The sequence below is a fragment of the Bacteroides sp. MSK.18.37 genome, assembly GCF_019129155.2.
GTDB lineage: Bacteria > Bacteroidota > Bacteroidia > Bacteroidales > Bacteroidaceae > Bacteroides > Bacteroides ovatus.
Map to the genome: position 1 here is coordinate 4,452,427 of NZ_JAHOIB020000001.1, position 18,813 is coordinate 4,471,239.

The following is an 18,813-nucleotide window of genomic DNA, read 5'->3' on the forward strand; positions in this document are numbered from 1 at the left end:
TGTAAAGAAATGAATTACTAAGCAAAAAACAATGGATATATAAAAGACAATAGATCACTTGTCCTATAGAATGGCTCGATTCTGTTAAATAGCCGCTAAAGATTGCATAAAAGTACAACTATTTTTCTATCTTTACGGCACAGAACCGAGTTATATGATGAAGAAAACCTTAATTTCAGTAATTCTTTTGCTAGCTATTGTGTTCTCGACACATGCGCAGCAGCACTGTTTTTTCACCCACTATTCTACTGAAGATGGATTGTCTCAAAATACGGTGATGAACATCTTGCAAGATCACAAAGACAACCTTTGGTTTGCCACTTGGGATGGAATCAACCGTTTCAACGGTTATACCTTTAAAACATATAAGGCCCGTCAGGGAAACTACATCAGTCTGACCAATAATCGCGTAGACCGTATCTATGAAGACCGTTACGGTTTTTTGTGGCTACTGACTTATGATAATCGTGTTCATCGTTTCGACCCGAAGACGGAGACTTTCGAACAAGTACCTGCTGCCGGAGAGGAGGGGAGTGCTTTCAATGTACATACCATTGAGGTGATGCCGAACGGAACCGTCTGGCTGCTGACAGAAAATGACGGAGCCATCCGCATCCTAACTCATCCGAATGAGAATAATCGTCTGACATGGGATATTTATTCCAGTAAGACGGAACTGTTTCCCTCTTTGCATGTATTCAAAGTACATCAGGATAAAGCAGGCAATGACTGGCTGTTGACGGATAACGGCCTCGGCATGATCCGCCCCGGTAAGAAAGAACCGGATTCCTATTTTACGGAGACAAAAGGGAAGTTTGGCGGCATGAACCAAGCCTTCTATGCAGTACAGGAGCGGGATAAGGACATCTGCTTTGCTTCGGATCATGGACGTATCTGGTCTTATCAGAAAGATAGCGGAGAATTTACGTTGATCGAACTTCCTACAAAAGGGCAGATCACTTCCATTCACCCCGTTGCACCGGACGTTTCTGTAATTACTACCGATTCGGATGGTTTCTTTACTTATAACCTGCGGACCAAAACAAACGTGCATTACTCATTTTTGACTTGTAAGGCTTTACCCGCCAAACCAATCCTTTCTGCTTATGTAGACCGTTCTTCGGAAGTGTGGTTCGAGCAGGAAGAACCGGGTGTTGTAGCCCATTTTAATCCCTCGACCGGAGTGGTGACCTGTGAACAGATTCTTATTGAATACAGTAATCCCGAACGTTCCCGTCCGGCCTTCCATATCCATGAAGATGTAAACGGGTATCTTTGGGTACACCCTTACGGAGGAGGTTTCTCTTACTTCGATCCTCAAAAAAAACGGTTGGTTCCTTTCTATAACGGACTGGGTAGCCGTGACTGGCGCTTCTCCAATAAGATTCATTCGGCTTTCTCCGACAAACAAGGTAATTTATGGCTTTGCACCCACTCCAAGGGATTGGAGAAGGTGACTTATCGGAATGTACCTTTTGCGATGATGACTCCCATGCCGCATGAACATGAATCATTGCATAATGAGGTACGTGCCCTGTGCGAAGACAAACTGGGTAATCTGTGGGTTGGTTTGAAAGATGGCATGCTTCGTATGTATGATGCCGATAAAGCTTATAAAGGATACCTGACCGAAAGCGGCATCGTTTCTACTACCGGTACTCCCATGTTGGGAACTGTTTATTTTGTTATTCAGGATTCGAAAGGAATCATCTGGATTGCAACAAAAGGAGACGGACTTGTCCGTGCCGAGCCGACTTCTTCCAACGGAATGTCTTATAAACTGACCCGTTATCTTCATCGTGAAGAGGATATGTACAGTTTGAGCGATAATAATGTGTATTGTATCTATGAAGATCATTATGGTCGTATTTGGGTAGCTACTTTTGCCGGAGGTATCAATTATATCACGCAGAATGAAGCAGGAAAGACATTGTTTATCAATCACCGGAATAATCTGAAAGGGTATCCGATTGATCCTTGCTACAAAGCGCGTTTCATTACTTCCGATAATAATGGACTCCTGTGGGTAGGTACAACTACGGGAGCTGTTGCTTTTGATGAGAACTTTAAGAAACCGGAGGATGTGCAGTTTTATCATTTCTCCCGTATGCCGAACGATACGCAAAGTCTGAGTAATAATGATGTCCATTGGATTATTTCCACTAAGAAAAAGGAACTGTATCTGGCTACTTTCGGTGGGGGACTCAACAAACTGATATCTATCAGTAAGGACGGCCACGGAGAGTTCAAATCATATTCCGTACTGGACGGTCTTCCTTCCGACGTCTTGCTTTCTGCCCGCGAAGATAGTAAGGAGAATTTATGGATTAGTACGGAGAATGGAATTTGTAAATTTATCCCGTCTGAAGAACGTTTTGAAAGTTACGACGAACGTAGTATTACTTTCCCAGTGCGCTTTAGTGAAGCGGCTTCCACATTGACGGCTAAAGGAAGTATGCTTTTCGGTGCCAGTGGGGGAGTCTTTATATTTAATCCCGACTCTATTCGTAAGAGTAGCTATATCCCACCTATCGTATTCTCCAAACTGATGGTGACTAATGAGGATATTACGCCCGGAGATAACTCCTTGTTGAAGGTGGATATTGACGATACCGACCCATTGGTGCTCTCACACAAAGAGAATATTTTCTCCGTTCACTTCGCTGCACTCGATTATACTAATCCGCAGAATATACAGTATGCTTATATTCTCGACGGATTTGAGAAACAGTGGACTTTTGCCGACAAGCAGCGTAGTGTGACTTATACGAATCTTCCGAAAGGAGAGTATGTGCTCCGTGTTCGTTCAACGAATAGTGATGGTGTGTGGGTGGATAATGAACGTATACTGAACATTGTTATTCTGCCTTCTTTCTGGGAGACGCCGGTAGCTTATGTGCTTTATGTTCTTTTTATTCTGATTATTATTCTCGTAGCCGTTTATATCCTGTTTACTATTTATCGGTTGAAGCATGAAGTTTCGGTCGAACAGCAGATTTCAGATATAAAACTGCGTTTCTTTACTAACATATCGCATGAGTTGCGTACTCCGCTTACGTTGATAGCCGGTCCGGTGGAGCAGGTCTTGAAGAATGATAAATTGCCGGCTGATGCTCGCGAACAGTTAGTGGTGGTTGAACGGAACACCAATCGGATGCTTCGTCTTGTCAATCAGATTCTGGACTTCCGCAAGATTCAGAATAAGAAGATGAAGATGCAGGTGCAGCGGGTGGATATTGTACCTTTCGTCCGTAAGGTGATGGAAAATTTTGAAGCTGTGGCCGAGGAACATCGGATTGATTTCCTGTTCCAGACCGAAAAGGAACATCTTTATCTTTGGGTGGATGCCGATAAGCTGGAAAAGATTGTATTCAATTTGCTTTCCAATGCATTTAAATATACGCCGAATGGCAAGATGATTACGATGTTTATCCGGGAAGATGAAAAGATGGTTTCTATCGGTGTGCAAGATCAGGGTATCGGTATCGCGGAAAACAAAAAGAAGTCACTGTTTGTCCGTTTTGAGAATCTGGTAGATAAGAATCTTTTCAATCAGGCTAGTACGGGTATCGGACTTTCATTGGTGAAAGAGTTGGTGGAAATGCATAAAGCGACTATTTCCGTTGATAGTCATTTGGGAGAAGGGAGTTGCTTCAAAGTCGATTTCCTCAAGGGAAAAGAACATTACGATAAGGAAGCCGAGTTTATTCTGGAAGATGCGGATGCTCCGGCAAGAATGGGACAGGTAGTGGATATTGCCAATTCTTCCATTCAGTCTGAAACGTTGGTAAGCGATGATTCGGAGAAGATTGATGATGTGTATGGGGAAGAATTTGCGAAAGAAGAGAACTCCAAAGAATTGATGCTGTTAGTCGAAGATAATCAGGAGTTACGTGAATTCTTGCGCAGTATATTTTCTCCGATGTACCGGGTGGTGGAAGCTGCTGACGGTAAGGAGGGGGCAAGCAAGGCTTTGAAGTACCTGCCGGATATTATCATCAGTGACGTGATGATGCCTGAAAAAGACGGTATCGAAATGACGCGTGAACTGCGTGCGGATATGACGACCAGCCATATACCTATCATTTTGCTTACTGCCAAAACTACGATTGAAAGCAAACTGGAGGGATTGGAATATGGTGCGGATGATTATATAACGAAGCCTTTCAGTGCTACCTATCTGCAAGCACGTGTGGAAAATCTGTTGATGCAGCGTAAGAAACTGCAAAGTTTCTACCGGGATAGTCTGATGCATATCAATATTTCTACCGGTCAGGAGGAAGTGCCTGTGGCTACGGATATGCCGTCTGCTGAAGAAGATGTGTCCGAAACTCCACCTACAACTCTCGAAATGTCTCCCAACGACCGTAAGTTTATGGATAAATTGGTTGAATTGATGGAGCAGAACATGGATAATGGAGAACTGGTGGTAGATGATTTGGTTCGGGAACTGGCTGTCAGCCGTTCTGTCTTCTTCAAGAAGCTGAAAACACTTACCGGATTGGCTCCGATTGAATTTATCAAAGAAATGCGTATCAAGCGGGCTACACAATTAATAGAAACCGGAGAATTTAATATGACCCAGATTTCGTATATGGTCGGCATTAATGATCCGCGTTATTTCAGTAAATGCTTTAAAGCACAGGTTGGAATGACGCCTACAGAGTATCGGGATAGAGTGGGGAGATAATAATAGGAAAGGAAAGAAATAGAAAGGGGGATGTTCAAAGCTCCCCTTTTATCGAAATCACCCTCACTACAACTATCTGTGGCGAGGGTGATTTTTTGTTTATGAGAGTTCCGATACATTTACCCTCATCTTGGTTATCCGAAATTATTTTTTAGGGTATAGATGATTCACAAGGCTGTTCATATATATTTCCAGGTTTGTATATTCCGGGCTTAATGTATATTTGGCTCCGTCTGAAGGATCATTGGGATTAAGGTTGTGTTTCTTTTCCCATTCATCGGGAATACCATCACCATCTGTATCAACAAGTGCTGTTTCTGATTTATATTCCGGCCATCCTCCTACATCAGACGGTTGGTCAATCATTCCATTCGTGCTTCCGTGAGAACCTTCGTAAGTATAAGTGCCTTTGAGAGTTTCATCTACGATGCGTTGGTCTATGGCGTCACGGCGATATGAAGCACCGGCAAACTCGAGAACATCTTTGTAGGCTTTCTTGGCAGGTTGCAAAGAAGTATGTTCGGCTATGTCAAATGCTTTTTTAGACAGTACTTCCTTTTCTGTGGCAAAGTCTTTTTTGATAACCAGTCCGTAAGAGTTATCCATATTCACTTTATAAAGAGCCTCTTTCTGCTTGTCAGTCAGTTTGGGACAGGTAGGATCCATATAGTTACCTTTGAAATAGAATACACCATGAACACCTGCTTTATTGTTGTTTTTGCCATCATCGGCATACGCTGTAAACAAGCGTTTGAAAGAACCTTTTGTCGCACTGAAAGGTCCCGGTTTATAGTAGTTATTAATAAAGTTGTAGGAACCTCCTTCACCAGCATAAGCACCGTCACTGCCATAATTATAAATCACATTATTGAATAATTCCACTTTTTCATCTTCCGGACGACCCGTATAACGGCTTCCGCAAAGACGGGGTGTGCGGTTAGTGTGATGGGCGAGTAAGTTATGGTGAAAAGTAGCAGGCTGTCCACCCCAGATACCTCCATAACCATGCGCTCCCTTTTCGTGGATAGAATTGGCGAGACTTTCACTGATGATGCACCATTGAAGAGTGAAATTACGGTTATCATAGAATGTGGCACATTCGTCCGTACACCAGCTCATGGAGCAGTGGTCTATGATAATGTTTTGGTGCGCTTTTGTACCATTCATTGCGTCGTCACCTTTTTGTTTGATGTCGACTCCCATACGGGAACGGATGAAACGGATGATTACATTGTCTGCCTGAATAGAGAATGTATAGTTTTTCAGGCAAATGCCATCACCCGGAGCTGTCTGTCCTGCAATGGTCACATCACCATTGCTGAGTTTTAATGCTTTTTGTAATTCAATAATTCCGCTAACCGCAAAGACAATGGTGCGGGGACCTTTCTTGCTGATAGCCCAGCGAAGTGTTCCTTCCGAACCGTCGTCTGCCAGGGAAGTAACAGTGTATACAGCACCTCCGGCACCACCGGTGGTATATTTTCCTGCTCCGTCGGCACCGGGGAAGGCGAGAACTTTGGAACGATCCGGGGTAGGATAGTCCTTTGATGTTTTTTCAACCGAAATGGCAGGTTGCATGGCTTGTCCCACTAGAGGAAAAGCCAATATCAAACTACAGATTGCTAATATATTCTTTTTCATTACTAATTTATCATTTGGGTTCGAATTTACTAAATTTATTCTATAACACTGCCACCTGTCGCACCATTTACCATGATTTCGTGCACCAGACTATTGAGATACATTTCCAGATTAGTGTACTTCCCGTTTTTGTCAATAGTCGTTTCTTTTCCATCAGCAGATTTCTTGGGATTCAAACCATATTCTTCTTCCCAGTAGTCGGGAATACCGTCACCGTCCGTATCTTTCACGTTTGCATTGGTTACAGATTTCAGAACATCGTAGGGATCATTTACTCCTAAGGCTGTGCAGACATCTTTCGGGTCGTTGATATATCCACTTTTGTTTTGTGAGTAGCCGGAAAGATCTTTCCATTTGCTGGCATCTCCCGTGCAACTTGCTTTTCTGTTTTTAACGTCGCTGATTATCAACTCGTCGACTTTATCACGATAGTTGCTGGCTCCTGCATAGCTCATCACACGTTCATAAGCCTCATCCGGCGTATGAGTTCTTACATTTCCTGCCTTAACTACCGGTGAATTTGACTTTATCTGGGTATGTTGGTTCCAAAGCTCCGTAGTTGCACAGTTTTTTTCATCCATTTGTTCAAATACGCCTTTTGTCCAGTTATCATTGCTAACAGTCGTATTGCCTACCACTTTATTTCCGTCGATATAAAACTTCCCCCAAGTTTGAAGCCATTTTTTGTAAGCTTCGCCGGAGTAATTTTCCGGATATACATCCGGCTTGGCGATACGGTAAGCACGGTCTGCTTTACCGCTTTCATCGGTTCCGGGGCCTGGCTTGTAGTAGTTGTTAACGATATTCACGTGTTGCGCTTCACCACCGTAGCAGCCTTCGCCTCCCCAATTGTAGTAAACATTGTTGCGCATATCCACTCGCTCTCCATCGTTGTTGTTCAGTGCTAATGTAGTATATCGGGGACCAAGGCGTGGAACACGGCTTTCGCAATGGGCTATCAGGTTATGGTGGTAAGAGGCATAGTTTCCTCCCCAGTTACCGCCATATCCGTGAGAAGCGAATTTACCTGTGGCAGCATTGATCTTTACATCAGTCACACGTAAGGCTTGATAAGCTAAACACCATTGTACGGTAGAATTTTGCATACCATAGACAGAAAGACATTCATCGCTTCCCCAGCTTACTGAACAATGATCGATGATTACATTTTGTTTGTCACAACCTCCTAATCCGTCGCAGTCTACGTTAGAGTTTCCGGGGCGAAAACGGATGAAACGAATGATGATATTGCTGGAATTAATCGTAAATGGATAATTGGCGATACAGATACCGCCCGGTGATGTTTGTCCGGCAATGGTCAGATCATCTTTCTGGGTTTTTAATTCCGATTTCAAATAGATGGTACCCGACACATCAAATACAATCGTTTTAGGACCGTCTTGTTTCATAGCCCAGCGCAGACTTCCGCTGATACTTCCACTGGCGTCGTCTTCAAGGCTAGTCACATGATAAACTTTTCCCCCACGTCCTCCGGTGGTATTGCGACCGTGACCTTCGGCGTATGGGAAAGCAAGAAGTTCTCCATAATCCAGTTGCTTGACATCAGAAGATGTTCCACCTGGATTATTTGTTCCTCCACCTGTATCATCTACAGGATCGTCGGAAGAGCATGAGGTACATAATCCTGCGATGCTGAATGCAATAGCTACATAAAATAGAGATATTTTCTGCTTCATTATCTTTTAACTGTTTGGGGATATAGACGATTTATTTGTTGGGATACAACGTTTCTACCAGACTGTTGAGGTAAACCTCCAGATTGGTATACGTTTTACTTAGAGTATATTTGGAACCGTCGGCCTTACTTTTGGGGTTCAAACCGTTGGCAGTTTCCCATTCATCAGGGATGCCGTCGCCGTCGGTGTCTTTCGGACCGGTTTCCTTTTTATATTCCGGCCAGCCACCTACATCGCTGGCTTTATCAATAAGTCCCTTTTCACTGCCATTACTGCCGTCTGTCGTATAATCTCCGTTGCGAACGTTGGCTATGATGCGTTTATCGACATCATCATATTTTAAGGAAGCACCGGCATACTTTAATACTGATTCATAAGCTTCTTTTGCCGATTGAGTGAATTCGGATGCATCTTCGGAAATAGTAAATTCGTTACTTGACTGAAGTGCTTTTTCTCCTCCATCGGGTAAAGGAACGGCTTCTGTTGCATTGGGGTGTAACCCTTGCCAGTTGTCATTGTTTACAGAAGTAAGCAGAGATTGATATTCGGCTTTCAATTCAGGACATGTGCCATCAAAATAGTTTCCTTTCAGATAAAAAGTACCCCATATACCTTTGGTGTTTTTATTTGTACCGTCATCACCGTTAGGTTGGAAGATACGGTTTACAATATTTTTCTTGGTATTGGTAACTGGTCCGGGCTTGTAGTAGTTGTTCACGAAATTATAGCTTCCTCCTTCTCCTGCATAGCCACCATTGGTCGGTCCCCAGTTATAGAAAACATTATTTCGTAAATCGACTTTTTCATTTTCCGGTTTCCCTGTATAGCGGCTACCGCATAAACGTGGTGTACGGCTGCTGTGGTGGGCTAATAAATTGTGGTGGAATGTAGCGGGTGATCCTCCCCATATTCCTCCATAACCGTGATTACCTTTGGTGTGTACCGAACGATTCAAACTTTCGCTGATGATACACCATTGCATGGTAAAGTTAGTGTTATCGTAGAAAGAAGCACATTCATCAGTGCTCCAACTCATCGAACAATGGTCAATGATAATATTTTTATGTTGCTTTCCCCACAGTGCATCACCACTGTCGGCTTCTGCTTCTGTTGTAAAGTTGTCCGATCCCATGCGGAAACGCATGAAACGGATGATTACGTTGTCTGCCTGTACGGATACGGGATGTCCTTTCAGGCAAATACCGTTACCCGGTGCACTCTGGCCGGCAATCGTTACATCTCCGTTGGTTATCTTCAAGGGGCTTTTCAGTTCTATCAATCCGCTTACCGCAAATACGATCGTGCGCTTTCCCGTGCGATTTAATGCGTAGCGTAGTGTCCCTTGTGTTGTGTTATCGTTGTCTTCAAGCGAAGTTACTGTATACACTTCTCCGCCTGCTCCGCCGGTAGTATAACGACCTGCACCGTAAGCACCCGGAAAGGCATAACGCGTTTCGGCAGGTGTCTCTTCTTCACCACCTTCGTTCTCATTACCACCGTTACCGGTATTCTGTCCCGGTGTTTCATCAGTGATACTTGGGTCTTCGCTGCTGCAAGCAACCGATAGGTTGATTACACAGAAGCACAATAATCCCATTTTAATAGATTTGAGCATACAAATTATCTTTTAAAAAAATAGAGTTCTTTGTCTCATACATTATATTTGCTGATGATGTGACAAAGAACTCTTTATTAAATCTTATTGGTTTTATTCGCTTACTGTACCGTACTGGCTTACAGTTTTCACTGTATAAATATTGCTTTCGTCAGTGTTGGTCAGTGTAACGGTAGTGTCTGTAGTTTGCCCTGCATAGTTGCCATTCATAAAGATGAGGTAACCGGCAGCACCGGATACTGCATCCCATGTCAGAGTGTTTCCCGACAGATTGACATTGGTAGGTGCTGCAAGGGGAGTTTCCATATACTCTTTCGGGTTCCAGCTGTCAATAGTTATTATATTCTCATATGTATATTTAGCAGCTTCGGATGCTGTTAGCACTGAACTAGTGAAGGAAACGTTTCCGGAGGTGATTGTTTTACTTTCCGCAATCATATTTCCATTCTTGTCGATAGTGTTATATTCAGCATATAGTGTAGGTACTTGTCCACCATATCCCCAGTGTGAATCTATAATATCCATTTTCAACTTGGTGTTGATCCAGACAGTTTTCGTGGTTGTGGCTTGGGAACGTCCGAATGAGAATTTTGTATCATCACCGTTTACCGTACAATCTTTTATAACATATCCGTATTTATCGCTTTCACTGGTACGCGAAGCAGTTATAACGCTACCACCGTCATTGCCTGTATTATAGAATGTACTGTTTTCGATAAGTACATCGCCACTTCCCCAGATATAATCTGTATGACCTTCAATCCATGAGTTATAAACGTATGCACGATGAGGGGTTGTATTGTTCCAATAACGGGTCCACCATGTATCCTGATAGGAGACAAGCAAACAATTATTCAAAGCAAAGCGGTCTTCACGGTTTATCAAGGCTTCTGCCTGTCCGTTTTTACCTAAACCACCAGTGTGACGATTTGAGAATGCACCATAAAGATTGATGATTGAAATGTTTTCAGCATAAAAATCTGTGGCTTCAATCAACACTACTGTGTTTTGCTCTTCACTATATCCGGCTTTGCGGGCTGGTGAGTTTTCGTTGAAAATAGAATAAGGCCATGAGGTAGCATTACTTGAATCATCTACACGGTTTACTGCAAACTGGATTTTAACACCATCGCGGCTCTCACCGATTAAATGAACAAATGGTTTATTCTTATTGATCCGGACACATTCATTATAAGTTCCGTTGGCTATGAAGATTTTATAAGGACTGGTCGGTGGAGTAGTGATGGCGTTGATTGCTGCCTGGAGAGTAGTGTAATCGCCATTCCCTTTTGAATCAACAATTGCATCGAATACTTTTCCACCACCCGAAATTTCAGATTTGGCAGTAAAGCTTAAAAAGAAGTCTTCGTCGTAAGCTCTTCCCTGCATATCCGTTAATGCTCCGGCAGGAACTTCGAAAGTACATTCTTTGTTTTCCATACCAGAGAAGGTATAACGTACTTTTTCGTAGTTGATGGATACACGCACTACTCCTCCGTTGAAATAGATTTCTGTGTCTGGAGCCTGACGCATAGCTTTGCTGAAAGTCAGTTCTACATATCCGCTCGGACCTACTACATCACCATCATTGATATTCTGTGAAATCAGAACAGGGATGCTTGTATCTTCTGCATCATCGTTGTCATTACAGGAAGCACCTGTAAGAATCAACAAGAGCAGAAGTAAGTATTTACTTATTGTATTGATTGAATTTGTATTCATAATATCTGTTGCTTTTTAGAGAAGATTCTCCGTCAAGTAAATGCAAATTCCAGACTTGACGGAAAACCTTGTAGTTTTATTTAGTTATTTGTTCCAACGTTGGTCACCGATGACTTTGTATTCTTCAGAAACATTGTTGCCATAAGTCAATGTGAATTCGGAATTAGAATCAGTGCATGAGAATAATTCAGATGAACTTAAAGTCATAGTGTCATATGTTGTAGAACTAGTTGTATTAGTGAATTTGAAGTCACTAGTAGCATAAACTTTCTGCCAACTAACATTTGACGGTGCAACTGTTGCCGAATTAAAGACTTTATAATTAGTGTTACTTGCAGCGAACAAAGTATTTGAAACATTAAATGTACATGTTGCTCCAGTAATATCTCTCATTAATTGCTCACCAGATGTTGTTAAGCCATAGAACGTACAATTTTCAATATTAGTAGTGACATTCTGTTGAGTGTTTGCTGTTCTTACTATTGATGAAGCGGCTCCAATGAAGTTTGCAATGGTAGAATTGGTTAGATTTAATTTGAGAGATGCGAGAGAACCTGCACCACTACTTCCTGTTATATCGCTTGCATGTAGAATGCCATAATGTCCACCTTGTAATCCTTTGATAATACAATCGTCAATTTCTATTGTTGTATTTGCATTACTTGTTGTTTTACGTACACGAATAACACCACGGAAATCTCTTATCATACAAGATGAGATAACTAACTTTTCTACAGAACCAGAATTAGTCTTACCTTGATTATCCAAATAAATGACAAAATTGCCACCTTTATTTGTAGAATAAATATCTAGATTATAGAATTCAATCTTTTTACATTGTCCAGAGAAATCAATGTTATTAATTTCTACACTTGGTTTTGTTTCGCTTCCCCAGAATACAATTTCCTCAATGTCAGCAGGAATACTGTTATTAGGCAGAATTATTGATGCATCGTTGCTTATATTAATCAGTACCTTTCCACTCAAAGTAGACCAATCTACATTTTCCCATTCTATTTCAGTATAACCCGTCGGTTTACCTTTCTTAGTTGTAAAGGTGATACGGGAACATATAGAGCCGTTTGCGAAAGCATAAGCCGTATATTCCGTACTGGAAGCCAAACCTGTGATTGTCACCTTATGTGCAGCAATATCTGCTGGTGATAATTGGGTTCCTGATTCAGGTACTCCTTCGGTAGAAAGAACACAAGCATATTCATCTACATCCACCGTTTCTTCCCATGAGAATACAGCTGAATTTGCTGTTATATCACTGATGGTAGATTCGATTTCCAAACCAGGAATGGTAACAGTCTGTGAACCACGCGGATTATTTTCATTATAAATAGTAATTGTGTATTCAGTGAACGACTTCAAATTTTCAACCCATGCTTCACCTGCGGCAGCTTCTGTTGACGAAATAACACGTGAAGTTGCTTCTGTGGCACCTGTTTCCATGATTTCGAAATGATCGACTGCTAATCCGGCTTCCCATGACATGCGTACTTTTCCTTGACCTTCAGGTAAGTCTTCAGTAGTTGGGATATTCAGGATAGCTTCTTCCTTAACTGAAGCAAAAGTCTTTTTATAATTTACCCAGCGAGATTCTTTCTCTCCGGAAATAGACTTGATACGCATATAATAAGTCGTATTTACAGCCAGATTATCCATTGTGTAAGGTGACTGCTTGATCCGGTTGGCAGGATCATTTCCATAAACGATATTTCCATTTTCTTCTGATCCCATTGGAGTTTCGTCAGTCATCTCGTTAGGACTAATCTCGATAATGTAATAGTCGGTATTAGATGTTGAGCTCCAAGTTACTACCGCTCTGGCTACTTTACTGTCTGTTTCTACACTGATTCCGTTTTCATCAGTTCCGAAAGGACGGCTGTAGGAAGAGTCAATATCCCAATCACTTTTCTCTGTACACGAAGATACAGCCAAAGAGGCCAGGAGCATGAAAGCTCCCATTCCCAATATATTTTTTATATTCTTCATCATTTTACGATTTTAAGATTAATCCGAATAACCATAAGAGTTATGTAATTTACCGTTTGAGGTAGAGATGGTTGTAGAAGCTATCGGCAATAAATAACGATTCTTCACAGCCTTGTTCAATCCGCCAGAAATACTAGGCAAGTTTACTTTCAGATTCTTTTGCTCCTTGTCACTGGTTTCAGCTCCGAAGAAGCTCTTGTTTTCATATTCTCCACCTACTTTAGCTCCAAATACGAGAGAAGTCATATCGATATACATCGGATTGTCCGTGCGATATTTATAGTTCACATACTGTGGATATGTACCATTATACACTGCATTTGTATATTCGTTTTTGAACTCGTCTATTTTTTCGCTCAACAGGTTCCAACGGATTAGGTCGAACTTACGAACACCTTCTCCTGCCAGTTCCCATGCATTTTCGTCAACAATTGCATCGAAGAAGTCTTTTCCCATTAGAGCAGTCCATGCAGCATCACGTTTGGTTGCATCGGTGAAAGCACGGTCGTGTACTTCTTTCAGGGCTGCTGTGGCTGTTAATGTACAACCTTCGGCTGTTGCACCCTTACCATAAAGTTCGTTCACAACTTCGGCATACATCAGCAATACTTGCGGATAACGCATTTTCACTACGTTGATACCGGAACAAACTTTCTGATCGCTGGCCAATACAGCTGCGTACCATTCAGAGTTTTCCATCATCTTACGATAATCCCATTTTCCACAATAAAGACCGAAAGGAGCATTTCCTAACATATATTCTTTAAATACTTTGGTGTTTTTGTCTGTAGAAAGTTGTGAAATAGCACAAGTCAGATCGCGGCGGATATCTCCTTCGCCAAATGACAGATAATAAGGAGCAGTCAGTTTCAACTTACCGGATGAGTTACCTTTCGGACCGAATAGGGAACTGGCACCGTTTATACGATATCCGATAGTATATCCCAGCTCACCACTTTTGTTTAGTCCCATTGGAATCTCGAACAGGTTTTCTTGATAAGTCTGATCTAGTTGTCCGATATTTATTAAACGCCAGTATTCTTCTACAGAAGGATTCAGTTTATGTTTTCCTGAACTGACAACAGCTGCCAGATGTTTTTCGGCCAATTCGAATAGTTCTCTACGTTTGGTATCGCTGCAACGTTGAGTAGGATAAGTAGCGTCACTGTTATCTCCGGTGATATATCCGTCTTTAGCTTGTTCGCGGATAGCATATCCGGCACGTGTCATTGCAATGTTAGCCAAGAGAGCGTGAGCATAGCCTTTGCTTACATGTTCGGTTGTATAACCGTCTTCACCAGCCCAAGGTAAATATCCGATAGCTTCCTCGAGTTCAATTATCAATTCATCCATGATATCGTCACGATCTGCCTTTCCAATGTAAACATTAGACAGGTCGCTGTTGGAAGATTCTGTTTTGAAAGGAATATCACCGAACAAGCGGATCAGATCGAAATAAATCATCGCACGCAATGTCATCGCTTCTGCACGGAATCTCATCATGCTGGTACGGGTTGCTCCTGCTTGTTGTATCAGTTGGCTATTGTTTATACCATCTACTACCAGATTCGCATTCTCGATTACTCCGTACATGGCATCCCATACTTTGGAAAGTTGTGACCATCCCGGATTAGCGTTGTAGTTCATATTACCACGTTCGCTGGACGTGTTGCTTGCATCCGTACCCAAACCGTCAATCAGTTCACAGTCGGTATTGGTTCCGGCAATGATAGGTAGGAAGTTAGAATAAGTCTGGTCTTGCGTCAGGCTGCCGTAAACTTTATTAAGTGCCAATTCTGTATAATAGGCATTATTAAAAGTTGATTCATTATCCAATTCAGACGGTGAGGTCTGATTCAGGAAGTCCGAACAGGAAGACAGGGCAATTAACCCCAGCCCCAGGAATAATGTCTTATATATTTTCATACGATCAATCTGTTTAATGTTTTAATTAGAATGTAACGTTAATACCACCCACAAATGTGCGGCTCTTAGGATAAGCGGCGTAATCTATACCCGGAGTCATCGCATTTTTCTTACTGCTTGTATCGACTTCAGGGTCTGCTCCGCTGTAGTTAGTCCAACAGAACAGGTTATATCCTGTCAGATAGATTCTCACATTCTGCATAAACGCTCTCCTTACAATTGTTTTCGGAAGAGAGTATCCGATAGTAATGTTATTCAAACGCAGGAATGAGGCTTTTTCTACTGCATAATCAGTCAGCTGCATGGTAGTAGCGCTGGCCGGATTGTACATATTGGCGTTAGCGTTTATTTCATTCAGACGTAATCCTGCTGTTGTCATGTCTCCATAGGTATTAAGGACATCTGTAGAGCTGGACGACAGGTTCAAACCAGTTTCCGGATCAATCCATGTGTAACGGTTAGACAGTCTGAAATCATTGTTTAAGTTATAACCGGTTCTTGAACCTGAACGGAAAGAAGCTGCCAGTTTTGTTCCATTGACAATTACATTTCCGAGAGAGTAGTTGAAGAATACATTGAAGTCGAAATTACCTACGCGACCATCGAATCCAAAACCACCGGTTGTAGGAGCGATAGTGTTACCCAAACGTTGTTTGAGAGGGTTACCATCTTTATCACATTCCAGTTTCAAACCACCCGGATAGTATTTACCACCGGTGATAGTAGGACTGTTATCTTGCATTCCGTCTTTTAATCCCCATTCGCTACCTGCCCAAACCAGTTCGCCGGTAGGGTTGGTGACAGGATCATATACAGTATAATAACCGTTTGTCTTATATCCCCAAACTTCACCCAAACGTCCGCCTTTCTCTACGCGGAAGTCTTCGTATTTGGCCATTGTACTACCTGACCAGTTACTACTTTGCCAGGGAGAGTCTGTATTCAGTTTATCAATGCGGTTGCGGTTGTAAGCAATGTTGGCATTGAAGTTCAAAGAGAAATTCTTTTTATCAAATAAAACAGCACTAACAGACAATTCTACACCTTTATTGGATGTCTGTCCGAAGTTCTTGTACTGATAGTTATATCCGGAGAGAGAAGGAATTTCAGTACGCATCAATAAGTCTCTGGTTGTATTCCAGTAAAAGTCGATAGCACCGGAGATACGATTGTTCCAGAATCCATAGTCAATACCGATGTTACGGGTAACTGTTGTTTCCCACTTCAAATCGGGGTTGTATAAGTTCGTTCCATGTTCCAACATGGTAGTGCTTTCTCCGTTGAAGAAAGGATTGCGTGCATCATTACCTCCCAAAGAGTAAGTGGTGGAAAGCAAACCGGAATTGATACGGTTGTTACCGGCAGTACCGAAGCTTAAACGTAGTTTCAAAGCTGACAGCCAGTCTTGAGTGTTACTCATGAAAGCCTCGTCAGAGATACGCCATGCCAAAGCTGCTGACGGGAAAACACCCCAACGATTTCCGGAACCGAACTTGCTCGAACCGTCTGCACGTACTGTAACAGCAAGCAAGTATTTATCCATCATAGTATAGTTCACACGACCAAAGAATGATAATATGTTTTCTTTTGCAGCAATGGTAGATTGGTTGGCTAAAGCTTTGCCCGAACCCATATTTGCTTTCATATCATCGAAATTCATAGTAACAGGGAAAGCTACAGATACATTTTCTATTGATTTCCTTTGGCTGCTGCTTACTTCATGTCCGATCAATACATTGAGTTTATCACGACCTTTGAACAGTTTTTTGTTATCATAGGTCAATGTGTTGGCATTACGCCAGCTCATCGTCTTTTCTCTCAACAGGTAGGCTTGTGGCTGACCGTTATATCCATATTTAGAATTAGATACTGCATCTACTCCCCAATACTGTTCTGTATCGTCAAACTTCCATCCATATCCGAATTCGGAACGGAATGTCCAGTTCTTGAATGGTTTCCAGTTTAAACCTACATTGTAGTTCTGGTTGAAAGTATTGCGGGTTTTATCCGTTGCAAGCAGACGTTCCAATGGAGATTTCTGTTGTGCCGAACTGTTTTCTTCGTCGTCATCACTGTATTTAAGTGAATCAACCGGACGGAATACGGTAGCATTAGCCACAGTTGAATTGGCAGCATTGGATTCATTGGTATCAGCACCACCACCTAAACCGTCAATGGTAGAGTAACTTAACCGGGCGTTAAAGTCCAGTGTCATCCATTTATTCAGTTCTGATTTAATTTTTGCATTTACATTGTCTTTTTTGAAGCCGGAATTAAGCATGATACTTTTTTCTTCATTATGGGCATAGCTGACACTATAAGTCATTTGCTTGGTTCCGCCACTTACATTAATGTTGTATTGTTGCTGGTTTCCAGTACGTCCGAACATCTCGTCTTGGTAATCGGTACCATCAATAGAACGCCAGATATCCATATCGGCAAAGTTTCCATAATCCAGAGAACCGATTTCACGCTGATAAGCAACGAAATCGTAAGGACTCAAGACTTCAGTCAGTTTGGTTACCTGTTTAAAACCGAAAGAAGCACCGAAGTCTACTTGCGTTTTACCTTCTTTTCCGCTCTTGGTAGTAATGATGATTACACCATTTGCACCACGGGCACCATAAATGGCTGTGGAAGAAGCATCTTTCAATACGTCGATGCTTTGAATTTCCGAGGGAGCGATATCACTAATGCTTGAAACAGGGAAACCGTCTACAATATATAAAGGAGAGTTATCCTGTGATAGTGAACCACCACCGCGAACACGGATCTTTATATCTGCATCGGGAGAACCTTCAGTAGTAGTAACACTAACTCCGGCAAGTTTACCGGTAAGGGCTTCAGATGCACTTGCTACTGGTATAGCAGCTAAGTCTTTGGCACTAACAGAGGCTACAGAACCGGTTAAATCTCTTTTATTGACCGTACCGTAACCAATTACTACGACTTCGTCCAAAGCTTTCGAGTCGTCGACCATTTGTACATTAATTGTTTTTCTACCTTGAACGGCTACTTCTTGAGTTTTCATACCTATGTATGAAATAACCAATGTTTTTTTGCCATCAACTTTAATAGAAAAATTACCATCTAAATCTGTAATCGTACCATTGGTAGTATTACCTTTTTCTACAACAGAGGCTCCAATAACAGGCTCTCCGCTGGTGTCTTTCACGTTACCTTTTACGGTAATCGTTTGCGCAGATACGCTAAGCGATATTGCTGAAAATAGTATTAGCAATAAGGAGCGCATGTTTTTCACTTTGTTAGACATTCTTTGCATGTTTATTAATTAATGGTTGTTGTTTGATATTTCATAAAAATCCCGATGAGAGTTCATTCATCGCTACAAAAGTATGAGAATGAAGATATAGTGATGTGCAATATTTGTTTTTCACCTCGTATTTTTTGTTTTTTAGTTTGTTGCGAGGTGTAGTTATTAGCTTTGAAGGGTGTTATTTGTGTTCTAAAGGCCGGCAAATATACGAATCAGAGATTTATAAATTGATTTTTTCACCGGT

The 18,813-nt window shown here is 41.9% G+C and carries 8 protein-coding genes; 1 reads left to right on the forward strand and 7 read right to left on the reverse strand.

Translation table 11 applies throughout. The features are described from left to right. The first annotated feature begins 154 nt into the window (after positions 1–154). A complete protein-coding gene (locus KSX81_RS17100; protein ID WP_217725785.1) occupies positions 155–4,690 on the forward strand; it encodes a two-component regulator propeller domain-containing protein in 4,536 nt (1,511 codons plus the stop codon). A gap of 144 nt (positions 4,691–4,834) precedes the next feature. On the opposite strand, the gene KSX81_RS17105 is transcribed toward KSX81_RS17100, so the two are convergent. From KSX81_RS17105 to KSX81_RS17135, 7 genes are all read right to left on the reverse strand, one after another. Then, complete coding sequence (locus KSX81_RS17105) at positions 4,835–6,331, reverse strand: pectate lyase (RefSeq protein WP_004301509.1); 1,497 nt, start codon at positions 6,329–6,331, stop codon at positions 4,835–4,837. Positions 6,332–6,366: 35 nt separating this feature from the next. Then, positions 6,367–8,028 carry a hypothetical protein gene (locus tag KSX81_RS17110; RefSeq protein WP_004301510.1) on the reverse strand — a complete coding sequence of 554 codons (1,662 nt, stop codon included), beginning with the start codon at positions 8,026–8,028 and terminating at the stop codon, positions 6,367–6,369. A gap of 31 nt (positions 8,029–8,059) precedes the next feature. Further along, positions 8,060–9,643, reverse strand: coding sequence for a hypothetical protein (locus KSX81_RS17115; RefSeq protein WP_004301511.1), 1,584 nt, complete (start codon positions 9,641–9,643; stop codon positions 8,060–8,062). A gap of 93 nt (positions 9,644–9,736) precedes the next feature. Continuing rightward, positions 9,737–11,365 carry a pectinesterase family protein gene (locus KSX81_RS17120; protein WP_004301512.1) on the reverse strand — a complete coding sequence of 543 codons (1,629 nt, stop codon included), beginning with the start codon at positions 11,363–11,365 and terminating at the stop codon, positions 9,737–9,739. A gap of 84 nt (positions 11,366–11,449) precedes the next feature. Next, positions 11,450–13,369 (reverse strand): DUF5123 domain-containing protein, encoded by a 1,920-nt coding sequence (locus tag KSX81_RS17125; RefSeq protein ID WP_004301513.1) that lies wholly within the window; start codon positions 13,367–13,369, stop codon positions 11,450–11,452. A gap of 15 nt (positions 13,370–13,384) precedes the next feature. Next, on the reverse strand, positions 13,385–15,292 hold the full coding sequence (locus KSX81_RS17130; RefSeq protein ID WP_004301514.1) for a RagB/SusD family nutrient uptake outer membrane protein: 1,908 nt from the start codon (positions 15,290–15,292) through the stop codon (positions 13,385–13,387). 25 nt (positions 15,293–15,317) lie between these two features. After that, a complete protein-coding gene (locus KSX81_RS17135; RefSeq protein WP_004301515.1) occupies positions 15,318–18,575 on the reverse strand; it encodes a SusC/RagA family TonB-linked outer membrane protein in 3,258 nt (1,085 codons plus the stop codon). Positions 18,576–18,813: the final 238 nt, after the last annotated feature.

What these genes read in the sequence shown, in the direction of transcription:
- KSX81_RS17100 (WP_217725785.1), top strand. Translation starts at nt 155, where the DNA reads ATGATGAAGAAAACCTTAATTTCAGTAATTCTTTTGCTAGCTATTGTG.
- KSX81_RS17105 (WP_004301509.1), bottom strand. Translation starts at nt 6,331, where the DNA reads ATGAAAAAGAATATATTAGCAATCTGTAGTTTGATATTGGCTTTTCCT.
- KSX81_RS17110 (WP_004301510.1), bottom strand. Translation starts at nt 8,028, where the DNA reads ATGAAGCAGAAAATATCTCTATTTTATGTAGCTATTGCATTCAGCATC.
- KSX81_RS17115 (WP_004301511.1), bottom strand. Translation starts at nt 9,643, where the DNA reads ATGCTCAAATCTATTAAAATGGGATTATTGTGCTTCTGTGTAATCAAC.
- KSX81_RS17120 (WP_004301512.1), bottom strand. Translation starts at nt 11,365, where the DNA reads ATGAATACAAATTCAATCAATACAATAAGTAAATACTTACTTCTGCTC.
- KSX81_RS17125 (WP_004301513.1), bottom strand. Translation starts at nt 13,369, where the DNA reads ATGATGAAGAATATAAAAAATATATTGGGAATGGGAGCTTTCATGCTC.
- KSX81_RS17130 (WP_004301514.1), bottom strand. Translation starts at nt 15,292, where the DNA reads ATGAAAATATATAAGACATTATTCCTGGGGCTGGGGTTAATTGCCCTG.
- KSX81_RS17135 (WP_004301515.1), bottom strand. Translation starts at nt 18,575, where the DNA reads ATGCAAAGAATGTCTAACAAAGTGAAAAACATGCGCTCCTTATTGCTA.